We start from the raw sequence: 12,604 nt of genomic DNA on the forward strand, positions 1-12,604 counted from the left end.
TTTATTATGAAAATAAAACATGGTGTAAGCGCTTTATTAGCGCTGAATAATATAGATACTTACACAAAATTAGCTATTGATAGTATCTTATTTCAAACCAGACCAGTTGATGAGTTTATAATTGTTATTAATGGGCCAGATCGCCAATTAATAGAGCGAGAGATTATCGAGTTTTATGGCAGTGAGTCAAAAATAAAAATTGTTACAACTGAATTGGGACAACTAGCCTACGCTCTTAATTATGGGTTATGTCTTTGTAACTATGAGTATGTTCTACGCATGGATGCAGACGATATCTCTAATAGAGACAGGGTTGAAAAACAATTGAATTACATTTATAAAAATGAACTAGACGTCCTTGGTTGTGATATTAATATAATTAATTCTGATGGCGAAATAACTGGCACTAGAAAATATCCGACAGGTATACAGATTAATAAAAAAATACCATTTATGAACGTTTTTTGCCATCCTGCTGTAATTTTTAGGCGAGATAAAATATTGAGTGTTAGAGGATATAATGCAGGTTATAACTCAGAGGATTATGATCTGTGGCTTAGGCTCTCTAGAGATGGTGTAAAGTGGGATAATCTTCCTGAAATTCTTTTTAATTATAGAGTTCATGACAGTACAGCACAAAGAAAACCACTGGCATATGCTGAAACAGCATCTCTAATGTTAAGAGAGTGCTTATTAAGAAAATCATTGATTTATTTTTTTGCAATATTAGTGGCCATCGCGAAGTTCTTTTTTAGATCAAGATAAGGTTGAGGTTAAAATGAAAAAGGCATTAATAACAGGAATTACTGGACAAGATGGTTCCTACCTTGCGGAGCTTTTATTAGATAAAGGCTATGAAGTTCATGGAATTCAGCGTCGTTCATCCTCTTTCAATACCAGCCGAATTGATCATATTTTTCAGAATTATCAAGGCGCAGATACTCGCTTCTTCCTTCATTATGGTGATTTAACTGATACCTCTAATCTAGTAAGGCTGGTTCGAGAAATTCAGCCAGATGAGATTTATAATTTAGGAGCACAATCTCACGTTGCGGTATCATTTGAATCCCCAGAATATACCGCTGATGTAGATGCAATGGGTACTCTTCGCCTTCTTGAAGCCATACGAATTAATGGATTTGAAAAGAAAACTCGTTTTTATCAAGCCTCAACGTCAGAGCTTTATGGATTGGTACAAGAAACACCACAGCGGGAGACCACTCCCTTTTATCCGCGTTCACCTTACGCAGTTGCAAAAATGTATGCATATTGGATTACTGTAAATTACAGAGAATCATATGGCATGTATGCATGTAACGGTATTTTATTTAATCACGAGTCAGCACGCCGTGGGGAAACGTTCGTCACACGAAAAATTACCAGAGCGATAGCAAATATAGCTTTGGGTCTACAAGAGTGCCTTTATTTAGGGAATATAGACTCTTTACGTGATTGGGGTCATGCGAAGGACTATGTTCGTATGCAATGGTTAATGTTACAACAAGATCAGCCAGAGGATTTTGTTATTGCCACCGGTAAGCAAATTACAGTTCGTGAATTTGTGTGTATGTCAGCACGAGAAGTCGGTATCGAACTTGAATTTACTGGGGAAGGAATCGATGAAATTGGTAGAATTATTTCAATAGAGGGTGATAGTGCACCCACTGCTCGCATCGGTGACATTGTCGTACGCATAGATCCAAAATATTTCCGCCCATCAGAAGTTGAAACTCTTCTTGGGGATCCTGGCAAAGCCAAACAAAAATTAGGTTGGCTACCCGAAATTAGTGTTGAAGAGTTGTGTGCTGAAATGGTAGCTAATGACTTGCTACAAGCTAAGCAACATGCATTATTGAAAGCTAATGGCTTTGATGTCTCCATTTCAATAGAGAGCTAATAAGAAATGTATAAAAAACGAGTATTTATTGCCGGACATCAAGGTATGGTAGGCTCAGCTATTGTTCGTAAACTCAAAGAACGTAATGATATTGAGCTAGTCTTAAGGACACGCAGTGAGCTCGATCTTATGTCTCAAACATCAGTACAGAATTTTTTTAAGACTGAGAATATTGATGAGGTTTATTTAGCGGCAGCCAGAGTGGGAGGGATACTGGCGAATAATAATTATCCCGCCAGTTTTATATATGAAAATCTGATCATTGAATGCAACATAATCCATGCAGCTCATATGGCAGATGTACAAAAATTATTATTTCTTGGTTCCTCATGTATCTATCCAAAATTAGCCATACAGCCAATGAAGGAAGAGGCGCTCTTGACTGGCCGTTTAGAATCAACAAATGAACCCTATGCGATTGCTAAAATCGCAGGTATTAAATTGTGTGAGTCATATAACCGACAATATGATCGCGATTACCGCAGTGTAATGCCAACTAATCTCTATGGGGAAAATGATAATTTCCATGCCGAAAATTCACATGTTATTCCAGCATTACTGAATCGTTTCCATGAAGCGAAGCAACGTAATGATTCTGAGATAGTTATATGGGGTAGTGGCAAGCCAATGCGTGAATTCTTACATGTAGAAGATATGGCTGCTGCGAGCATATATATCATGGAACTTGATGGCGATATTTATAAAAAAAATACTGATCCTATGACTTCTCATATTAATGTCGGGACTGGTATTGATTGTACTATTCGTGAGTTAGCTGAAACCATATCCAAGGTTATTAATTTTTCAGGTGCATTAGTATTTGATGATACCAAACCTGATGGTGCTCCTCGAAAATTATTAGATGTCACCAGACTAGCTAACCTAGGTTGGACTTATAAAATTTCTTTAGAACAAGGACTTGAAATGACTTATCAATGGTTTTTGTATCATCAAGATAAAATAAGAAAGTAATAGCGCTATATTATTAATGTTAGATAAATAGAGTGTAACTCTATCCTCACTATTGTTTTTATTAACACAATGGTCTGCATATTAAATTAAATGGGCCATTCGCAGGCTGCGAGTATATCAGTAAGAACTGAATAGTTGCATACTTCAACCTAAAGTCTTTATTGATTTTTGGATGGTATACTTTTCATCTCAAATTTTTTAAGATAGGATATAGCTATCTATGTTATTACCCGTAATTATGGCTGGGGGAACAGGTAGTCGGTTATGGCCTTTATCCCGAACACTTTATCCTAAACAATTCTTGGCATTAACTTCCGAATTAACAATGTTGCAAGAAACGTTAACCCGGTTAGATGGAATATCCCACCAACCCGCTCTAATTATCTGCAATGAAGAGCATCGATTCATTATTGCTGAACAGTTACGGCAACTGCATATTGAGCATAGTGGTATTGTGCTTGAGCCTGCCGGACGTAGTACAGCCCCTGCAATAGCATTGGCAGCATTGTTAGCGAGATCAAGAGGCGAAGATCCACTACTACTGGTATTAGCTGCTGATCATGTTATCCAGGATAGAACTACTTTTATTGACTCAATCATAAGTGCGCTACCTCTTGCAGAAGCAGGTAAGCTAGTGACTTTTGGTATAGTTCCAGATGCTCCAGAATCAGGGTATGGTTATATTTGTCGGGGCATGAGTGTCGGCGATAATGCTTATAAGGTTGACGCTTTTGTCGAAAAACCTGATCAGTCCACCGCTGAAAAATTTATCGCTTCCGGAGGATATTACTGGAACAGTGGGATGTTTATTTTTAAAGCGTCGCGCTACTTGCAAGAGTTGGAACTATATCGTCCTGAAATCTTTGCTTCATGTAAAAAAGCTATCGATGGATGCCGTAATGACTTGGATTTTATTCGACTAAATGAGGAACCTTTTCTCAACTGTCCCGAGGATTCAATCGATTATGCTGTCATGGAAAAAACAAGTGATGCAGTAGTTGTACCAATGGATGCTAAATGGAGTGATGTTGGTAGCTGGTCTGCACTCTGGGCTTTAAATGAAAAAGACGGCAATGGTAATGTCATTCGTGGCGATGTATTAATAGAAAATACAAACGATAGTTATATATATTCTAAAAATAAATTAGTTGCTACCGTAGGTGTGAATGACTTAATTATTGTTGAAACCAAAGATGCGATATTAGTTGCCCATAAAGACAAAGTTCAAGATGTAAAAAGTATAGTGGCTCAACTCAAAAAAAATAGCCGTACTGAACATTTGCAACATCGAGAGGTTTATAGACCTTGGGGATCGCATGATTCCATCGCCGAAGGCGAGAGATATCATGTCAAACATCTTATTGTGCGCCCAGGTCAGCGTACCGCGATGCAAATACACCACCACAGGGCAGAGCATTGGGTCGTAGTTTCCGGCACGGCTAAAGTATATAGAGGTGATGAGATTTTTTTAGTAACGGAAAATGAATCAACTTACATACCTGTGGGGCTTGCACATGCCATAGAAAATCCCGGAAAATTCGATTTGGAAATTATTGAGGTTCGTAGCGGTAGTTACTTGCAGGAAGATGATATTGTTCGCATTGACCATAAAAATGCAGGTTATTGAATCATGGATATATTAACTTGTTTTAAAGCCTACGATATTAGAGGCCAATTAGGCAAAGAACTAAATGAAAATATTGCCTATCGTATCGGTCGTGCATACGGTGAATTTACAAAATCTAAAACAGTAGTTATAGGTGGTGATGTACGCTTAAGTAGCGAAAAGATCAAGCATGCTCTGGCTCAAGGTCTGCTAGATACCGGTACTGATGTGTTAGATATTGGACTTTCGGGTACGGAAGAAATTTATTTTGCAACATTTCACCTCAATATAGATGGTGGTATTGAGGTTACTGCCAGTCATAACCCTATAAATTATAATGGCATGAAATTGATTCGCGAAGAGGCTAAGCCAATTAGTGGGGATTCTGGATTACGCGATATACAGCATTTAGCTGAATTGAATGAGTTTTTACCTGTTGATGAATTAGCCAGAGGGAAGTACAAGTCAATCTGTATTCTTGATGATTACATTGACCATCTCATGACATATATCGACCCAGGTTGTATTAATCCATTGAAGTTGGTTGTTAATAGTGGAAATGGTGCTGCCGGACATGTCATAGATGCATTAGAAGAACGTTTTAAAATTAACAATATACCCCTAACACTAATTAAAATTCACCATGAACCTGATGGTACATTTCCGAATGGGATACCTAACCCATTATTACCTGAGTCAAGACAAGACACTACAGATGCTGTAATTAAGTACAGTGCTGATATGGGAATTGCATTTGATGGTGATTTTGATCGTTGTTTTTTATTTAACCACAAAGGTGAGTTTATTGAGGGGTATTATATTGTTGGCTTATTAGCTGAGTTTTTTTTACAAAAGGAAAAAGGAGCTAAGATAATTCATGATCCGCGCCTGATATGGAATACTCAAGATATTATTAGTAATTTTGGTGGAAAGCCAATTCTATCCAAAACGGGTCATGCTTTCATTAAAGAAAGAATGCGACAAGAAAATGCTATTTATGGTGGTGAGATGAGTGCTCATCATTATTTTAGAGATTTTTATTATTGTGATTCAGGTATGATACCATGGTTACTTGTTGTTCAATTATTATGCATAAGAAATAAGAGTCTGGCGCAACTTATTGGTGAACGTATGATAGCATATCCTGTATCGGGTGAAATAAATTCAAAGTTAGCTAATCCTGAAGATGCAATTATGTGCATCAAAGAAACCTTCCAAGATTATGCTTTGATAGTCGATGAAACTGATGGTGTTTCTATGGAGTTTGCTGACTGGCGTTTCAACCTTCGTTTATCTAATACGGAATCTATGATTAGACTCAATGTAGAATCAAAGGCTAATATTGGTTTAGTGAACGAGAAAAAAAAAGAGATACTCGAAATATTAAAAAAATATGAATGAGTATATTGGGATGTTTCTGTAGTCCGTATATCATGTTAATAACAGACTAATTATTATTAAATAATATACTCGAATGAAATATATAATATTAAGGGAGGTAACAGCATAATGATGGTTAAAATAGTCGCTGTGTTTATGTTTTTTATGTTATCGACAATCTTAACGTTGGTGTTACGTAAGTATGCATTAAAAAATAATATTATTGATACGCCTAACTCACGTAGTTCGCATGTGATTCCAACTCCAAGAGGAGGTGGTGTCGCGATAGTTGTTAGTTTCCTCTGTGGGATAGCCATTTTCTATTTCCAAGGTTATCTGCCAGGTTTAACGGCTATAGGGCTAGTGGTGTCTGGTGGGATAATCGCGCTGATTGGCTTCTGGGATGACCATGGGCATATTGCTGCCCGCTGGCGTCTTTTAGCACATTTTTCTGCCGCCGCATTTTTACTATTTTGCTTAGGTGGGTTCCCGATATTAACTTTTTCAGGATATGTTATCAATCTCGGGATTTTTGGTAATATTTTGGGGTTGTTATTTCTAGTGTGGATGCTGAATCTCTATAATTTTATGGATGGTATTGACGGTTTAGCCAGTGCTCAAGCTGTAACCACCTGTATTGGTGCAATAGTCATCTATCTTATAAGTGGTGATCACATCGAACTGGACAGTTATCTGGTTCTTTGGTTGCTCGCAAGTACAGTTTTAGGATTTTTACTGTGGAATTTTCCACCGGCAAAAATATTTATGGGAGATGCCGGTAGTGGGTTTCTGGGGCTAATTATTGGTTCCTTAGTAATAAGTGCTGGCTGGATAGAAACAAAATTCTTCTTCTGTTGGTTGATCTTATTGGCTGTATTTATTGTCGATGCTACATGGACTTTGGCGCGTAGAGTGCTCGGTGGTTTTAAAGTTTATGAAGCCCATCGAAGCCACGGCTACCAAATTGCGGCCAGAAAATTTAAAAGACATTTACCGGTTACATTATCTGCTATTGCTATAAACATTGTCTGGCTATTTCCTATTGCACTGCTGGTTGGGTTAAATATGGTTAATCCAATAATAGCGCTAATTATTTCCTACATCCCTGTTATGTATATTGATTATAAACTTAATGCAGGTGTTAATAATAGTTAACCGATTGGCTTTATAAACTAACTAATTTAATTCACTCGTTAAAAATGGCGCATTCTATCTTGGGGTTGGTATTATATGTTTTTCGTATTTTTATTATCTTTACCAAGACCTATTAAACGAATTATTATGCTGTTGTTAGATACTATTCTAATTATTTTGGCATATTGGGGCGCTTTCTGGGTACGATTGGATGTAGATAGTCCCTTTACCAGTGTTGAACAATGGGCGGCATTGGCTGCTATTATACCACCGACTCTTTTGGTCTACATTCGACTTGGTTTGTACCGGACGGTACTACGCTATGTCAGTGCGAAGATTGTCACTACCGTGATGATTGGTGTGATACTTTCCTCCGGTCTACTGGTATTGGGTTCCTATTTCTTGGGCATATACTTACCAAGAACAGTCTCTGTGATGTTCTTTATTTTCTCGTTAGTATTAATATGTGGCTCTCGATTGTTCTTTCGTATGCTATTAAACTATGGTGTCAGAGGGCAGATTCCAGTAGTGATTTATGGTGCGGGTGCATCAGGTAGACAATTATTACCTGCTCTGATGCAAGCAAGTGAATATTTTCCAATTGCGTTTATTGACGATAATCCTAAACTGCATAAAGCCGTTATTCATGGCGTTACAGTTTACCCCTCAGAAAAACTAGAATATCTAATTGGTCGCTATGGTATCAAGAAGGTATTGCTCGCAATGCCAAGTGTTAGCCAAAGTCAGCGTCGAGCTGTTATTGGTAAACTCGAAAATCTTTCTTGCGAGGTTCTATCTATCCCTGGAATGTCCGACTTAGTTGAAGGTCGAGCACAAATCAGTAGCTTAAAAAAAGTGTCAATTGAGGAATTATTGGGACGCGATCCTGTCGTGCCAGATGGAAAGTTATTAGCTAAAAATATCACTGGAAAAGTGGTCATGGTTACTGGGGCTGGCGGGTCAATTGGTTCAGAGCTATGTCGTCAAATTATTGTCGAAAAACCAAGCTTATTAATTCTCTTTGATGTTTCTGAATTTTCACTTTACTCCATCGAAAATGAAATAGCATCGATCTGTCGAAATAATAAAATTGATACTGAGTTTGTAGCATTGCTTGGTTCTGTGCAAAGTGAAAAGAGGTTAGTCCAAGTCATGACTAGCTTCCAGGTTAATACCGTTTATCATGCTGCTGCCTACAAACATGTCCCACTTGTCGAGAATAATGTGGTTGAGGGCGTGAGAAACAATATATTCGGTACGCTCTATTGCGCCAAAGCTGCAATCAAGTCTGGGGTGGAAAAATTTGTTTTAATTTCTACGGATAAAGCCGTGCGGCCAACCAATACCATGGGAGCCACTAAGAGAATGGCTGAGCTTGTATTGCAGGCATTATCTAAAGAACAAGATAAGACAAAATTTTGTATGGTTCGCTTTGGCAATGTACTCGGTTCTTCAGGTTCAGTCGTACCTCTCTTTAAGAAACAAATCGCTGAGGGCGGCCCGATCACTCTTACTCATAAAGATATTATTCGCTACTTCATGACCATTCCTGAAGCGGCTCAGCTTGTTATTCAGGCCGGTGCAATGGGGCAAGGTGGCGATGTTTTTGTATTAGATATGGGTGAGCCGGTTAAAATTATTGATTTGGCAAAGCGGATGATTAATCTTTCTGGTCTTTCAATTAAGAGTGACGAAAATCCTGATGGTGATATTGCGATAGAGATATTAGGTTTGCGGCCTGGCGAGAAGTTATACGAAGAGTTACTAATCGGTGAATCTGTGCAAAACACCTATCATCCACGAATTATGACCGCAACTGAAGTTATGCTTGAATGGGATAATTTGAGTGCTTTACTAAACAGGATTGAAACTGCCTGCGATGACTTTAATTATGAATCTATTCGTTCGTTATTATTAGAAGCACCCGCTGGATTTCAACCAACAGATGGTATCTGCGACTTGGTTTGGCAAAAGACTCACGACGAAAATGCAAAACACATTAGTGTTCATTGACGGTTTTTAGGCTGTTATCTAATCATGTTTGCATTTTATTGTTTATGGAAATGATATGAAGAATGTTGCATTTGTAATCACAAAATCAATTATTGGCGGTGCCCAAGGTTGGGTTATAGAGCAAGTTAAGCTTCTTAAAGAAGATTGTAGAGTTATTTTGATAACCTCTGAACCAGGTTGGTTAACTGAAACAATTGTCTGTGACAAAGTGGTTATTATTCCTGAAATCAGAAAAATGGCCAGTATTAAGGCTATTTACGCTTTGTATAAGACACTTAAAGAAAACAAAATTGATATTGTTGTATCCAGTTCTGCTAATGCTGGTCTTTATAGTCGGTTAGCTCGTTTGTTCTTGCGTTTCCGTGGTGTGTATGTTTCTCATGGATGGTCATGTATTTACAATGGTAACGTATTGAAGTCCGTATTTTGTTATATTGAAAAATTATTATCAAATATCACGGATGTTATATGGTGTGTTTCACAAAGTGATGCTGATAAAGCGGTTAACATTATTGGTATCAAGCCTGAAAAAATAGTAACTCAACTGAATGCTATAACACCATTAGTTGAGCGGCCAGATCGCCCGCACCAGAATAAAATTATTTATGTTTGCAGATTAGCCTATCCAAAACGGCCTGATTTAATGTTAAAAGTAGCCGTTGCTAATCCTCAATACCATCTCGATATTGTTGGTGATGGTGAGTATTATCATGATCTTAAAAAAGAATATAATAGTTATGAAAATATTCATTTTTACGGTGAAATTAAAGGGTTCGACAAATTTAATGAGTATGATGTATTTGTATTAACATCAGAAAGTGAAGGTTTACCTATGGCTGCAATTGAAGCTACGAGTGCCAGCCTACCGGTTATTTTGAGTAATGTAGGTGGTTGTGGTGAGGTTGTTGACCAAAATGGTATCTTAATCGAGAATACGACAGCAGCATTAGATGCTGCTCTTAATACTGTATTTTCAAATTATGATTCATTCTATAAAGGCGCTCAGAAGCAAAAGAATAAATTTAATATCAATAATGTTAAAGACAAATGTCGGGAAATTATTCTTGGGTAATCAAATCGGCCTTAATAACTTAAATCCAATAGGTAAACCATGACTATTTTAGTGACTGGCGGCGCAGGTTATATTGGCTCGCATACAGTATTGACATTGTTAGAGCAAGCTGATGATGATGTGGTTGTATTGGATAATTTATCTAACGCTTCTGCTGAGTCCTTACTACGAGTCTCTACACTCACCGGCCGTAATGCGATATTTTATCAAGGTGATGTATTAGATAGAGGTTGCCTTAAAAGGGTATTTTCTGATCATAAAATTGATTCCGTTATTCATTTTGCTGGTTTGAAATCAGTGGGTGAATCAGTAGTTAAACCGATTGAGTATTATCAAAATAACGTTATTGGCTCCATTGTTTTGCTTGAGGAGATGGTGGCTGCTGGTGTAACAAAACTTATTTTTAGTTCATCAGCTACTGTGTATGGCGACCCTGAATTTATTCCCTTGACTGAAGATGCCCGCACTGGCGGCACAACAAATCCTTATGGTTCATCTAAGGTTATGGTTGAGCAAATATTGAAAGATTTCTCTGTGGCCCATCCGGATTTTTCTATCACGGCGCTACGCTACTTTAATCCCGTCGGTGCCCATCCATCAGGTTTAATTGGTGAAGACCCAAATGGTATACCTAACAACTTGTTGCCTTTTATAACACAAGTTGCGATTGGAAAACTCCCCAAATTAGCGGTCTATGGTAATGATTATCCTACCGTCGATGGCTCAGGTGTTCGAGATTATATTCATGTAATGGATCTTGCTGAAGGGCATCTTTGTGCACTTAACAAACTGACCAAAGGATTCAAGGTTTATAATTTGGGATCGGGTACGGGGTATTCTGTGCTACAGATGATTACGGAATTTGAACGTATATCCGGCAAAAAGGTTCCTTATCACATAGTCGCTCGGCGCTCTGGCGACATAGCCGAATGTTGGGCAAGTGCAGAGTTGGCACTTAAAGAATTAGATTGGAAAGCCAAAAGAAGTTTAACGGATATGTTAACGGATGCGTGGAACTGGCAACAGTCCAATCCAAATGGCTATGTTCGCTGAATACCCGGTTCTCTCAGAAATATCGTAATATGTGCTAAAATTCCTTATCTTTTCATCTTCACATTTGTAACCCAAAACAATGAAATTTCCTGGTAAACGCAAATCTAAGCACTATTTCCCTGTTAATGCCCGTGATCCATTATTGCAACCGGCGCAGACAGAAAATGAAGTGAGTACGTCTTATATTGTTGGCATTGATCAAACGCTGGTTGATATTGAAGCGAAGGTCGATGAGAACTTTATTGCGCGTTATGGCCTTAGTCAGGGGCACTCTTTGGTGATCGAAGATGATGTTGCTGAACGTCTTTATCAGGAACTGATATTCAATGGACTGATTACTCACGAGTTTGCTGGCGGTACCATCGGTAATACGTTGCACAACTATTCGGTATTAGCCGATGACCGCTCCATTCTTTTGGGTACCATGTGTAGCAATATCAAGATTGGCAGTTATGCCTATCGTTACCTATGTAATACCTCTAGCCGTACTGATTTGAACTATTTGCAGGCCGTTGATGGCGCTATCGGCCGCTGCTTTACCTTAATTACGGATAATGGTGAGCGGACATTTGCTATTAGCCCTGGTCACATGAATCAGTTACGGCCGGAAAGTATTCCTGAAGATGTTATTGCTGGTGCATCAGCACTGGTACTGACTGCTTATCTGGTACGCTGCAAACCAGGTGAGCCGATGCCAGATGCTACGATGCAGGCCATTAGTTATGCGAAGAAACATAATGTTCCCGTTGTGATGACACTAGGAACGAAATACGTCATTGCAGATAATCCGCAGTGGTGGCGTGACTTCCTTAATGAACATGTTTCTATTGTAGCGATGAATGAAGACGAAGCTTATGAATTGACAGGCTTGAATGATCCGTTGATGGCCTCTGATATGACACTAAACTGGGTTGATTTAGTACTCTGTACCGCCGGCCCTAATGGGCTTTATATGGCAGGTTATACGGAAGAGATGAATAAACGTCAGACTCAGCATCCATTATTACCTGGTGCTATTGCAGAATTTAATCTATACGAATTCAGCAGGGCGATGCGCAAAGAGCATTGCGATAATCCGTTGCGTATCTATTCCCACATAGCCCCGTACATGGGGGGGCCAGAGAAAATAATGAATACCAACGGGGCTGGGGATGGGGCATTATCCGCGGTGTTACATGATATTGCCGCTAATGGCTATCATCGTAATAATGTTCCGAACTCTAGCAAACATGTTCGCAGCTATCTTAGCTATTCCTCGTTGGCACAAGTGTGCAAATACGCCAATCGGGTCAGTTATCAGGTATTGAATCAACATTCACCACGGTTAACGCGTGGTTTACCTGAACGGGAAGACAGTTTAGAAGAGTCTTACTGGGAACGATAATATACCCGTCATCTTTCAAACTGTAGGGCGTTGGCTGTTCTCGTTCAGCAGATAAACAAACAGGGCCGGCAATATGCTGGCCCTGTTTGTTTT

The 12,604-nt window shown here is 38.7% G+C and carries 10 protein-coding genes; all 10 read left to right on the plus strand.

Annotated features, from left to right (window positions below; all coding sequences use genetic code 11):
- The first annotated feature begins 6 nt into the window (after nt 1-6).
- Nucleotides 7-765, plus strand: coding sequence for a glycosyltransferase (locus AEP37_RS02570; RefSeq protein ID WP_049609357.1), 759 nt, complete (start codon nt 7-9; stop codon nt 763-765).
- Nucleotides 766-778: 13 nt separating this feature from the next.
- The gene (gene gmd, locus AEP37_RS02575) at nt 779-1,897 is read left to right on the plus strand and encodes a GDP-mannose 4,6-dehydratase (RefSeq protein ID WP_049609361.1); all 1,119 of its coding nucleotides are present in this window, start codon (nt 779-781) and stop codon (nt 1,895-1,897) included.
- 6 nt (nt 1,898-1,903) lie between these two features.
- Nucleotides 1,904-2,869 carry a GDP-L-fucose synthase gene (fcl, locus tag AEP37_RS02580; protein WP_049609364.1) on the plus strand — a complete coding sequence of 322 codons (966 nt, stop codon included), beginning with the start codon at nt 1,904-1,906 and terminating at the stop codon, nt 2,867-2,869.
- A gap of 220 nt (nt 2,870-3,089) precedes the next feature.
- Nucleotides 3,090-4,496, plus strand: coding sequence for a mannose-1-phosphate guanylyltransferase/mannose-6-phosphate isomerase (locus AEP37_RS02585; RefSeq protein ID WP_049609370.1), 1,407 nt, complete (start codon nt 3,090-3,092; stop codon nt 4,494-4,496).
- A gap of 3 nt (nt 4,497-4,499) precedes the next feature.
- Nucleotides 4,500-5,876, plus strand: coding sequence for a phosphohexomutase domain-containing protein (locus AEP37_RS02590; protein ID WP_049609372.1), 1,377 nt, complete (start codon nt 4,500-4,502; stop codon nt 5,874-5,876).
- Nucleotides 5,877-5,987: 111 nt separating this feature from the next.
- On the plus strand, nt 5,988-7,010 hold the full coding sequence (locus AEP37_RS02595) for an MraY family glycosyltransferase (RefSeq protein ID WP_408068316.1): 1,023 nt from the start codon (nt 5,988-5,990) through the stop codon (nt 7,008-7,010).
- Nucleotides 7,011-7,085: 75 nt separating this feature from the next.
- Nucleotides 7,086-9,002: a polysaccharide biosynthesis protein gene (locus AEP37_RS02600; RefSeq protein ID WP_072086228.1), complete on the plus strand. Its 1,917-nt coding sequence runs from the start codon at nt 7,086-7,088 to the stop codon at nt 9,000-9,002.
- 55 nt (nt 9,003-9,057) lie between these two features.
- Nucleotides 9,058-10,074 (plus strand): glycosyltransferase, encoded by a 1,017-nt coding sequence (locus tag AEP37_RS02605; protein ID WP_049609381.1) that lies wholly within the window; start codon nt 9,058-9,060, stop codon nt 10,072-10,074.
- A 39-nt stretch (nt 10,075-10,113) separates the two neighbouring features.
- Entirely contained in the window at nt 10,114-11,127 is a 1,014-nt protein-coding gene (galE, locus tag AEP37_RS02610; protein ID WP_049609385.1) for a UDP-glucose 4-epimerase GalE, read from the plus strand.
- 79 nt (nt 11,128-11,206) lie between these two features.
- On the plus strand, nt 11,207-12,511 hold the full coding sequence (locus tag AEP37_RS02615; protein WP_049609388.1) for an inosine/guanosine kinase: 1,305 nt from the start codon (nt 11,207-11,209) through the stop codon (nt 12,509-12,511).
- The last annotated feature ends 93 nt before the right edge of the window (nt 12,512-12,604 follow it).

Origin of the sequence: Yersinia pekkanenii, assembly GCF_001152565.1 — a bacterium.
Classification (GTDB): Bacteria; Pseudomonadota; Gammaproteobacteria; order Enterobacterales; family Enterobacteriaceae; genus Yersinia; species Yersinia pekkanenii.

Excerpts from the sequence above, each read along its gene's own strand:
- AEP37_RS02570 (WP_049609357.1), top strand. The coding sequence starts at position 7 with ATGAAAATAAAACATGGTGTAAGCGCTTTATTAGCGCTGAATAATATA.
- gmd (WP_049609361.1), top strand. The coding sequence starts at position 779 with ATGAAAAAGGCATTAATAACAGGAATTACTGGACAAGATGGTTCCTAC.
- fcl (WP_049609364.1), top strand. The coding sequence starts at position 1,904 with ATGTATAAAAAACGAGTATTTATTGCCGGACATCAAGGTATGGTAGGC.
- AEP37_RS02585 (WP_049609370.1), top strand. The coding sequence starts at position 3,090 with ATGTTATTACCCGTAATTATGGCTGGGGGAACAGGTAGTCGGTTATGG.
- AEP37_RS02590 (WP_049609372.1), top strand. The coding sequence starts at position 4,500 with ATGGATATATTAACTTGTTTTAAAGCCTACGATATTAGAGGCCAATTA.
- AEP37_RS02595 (WP_408068316.1), top strand. The coding sequence starts at position 5,988 with ATGGTTAAAATAGTCGCTGTGTTTATGTTTTTTATGTTATCGACAATC.
- AEP37_RS02600 (WP_072086228.1), top strand. The coding sequence starts at position 7,086 with ATGTTTTTCGTATTTTTATTATCTTTACCAAGACCTATTAAACGAATT.
- AEP37_RS02605 (WP_049609381.1), top strand. The coding sequence starts at position 9,058 with ATGAAGAATGTTGCATTTGTAATCACAAAATCAATTATTGGCGGTGCC.
- galE (WP_049609385.1), top strand. The coding sequence starts at position 10,114 with ATGACTATTTTAGTGACTGGCGGCGCAGGTTATATTGGCTCGCATACA.
- AEP37_RS02615 (WP_049609388.1), top strand. The coding sequence starts at position 11,207 with ATGAAATTTCCTGGTAAACGCAAATCTAAGCACTATTTCCCTGTTAAT.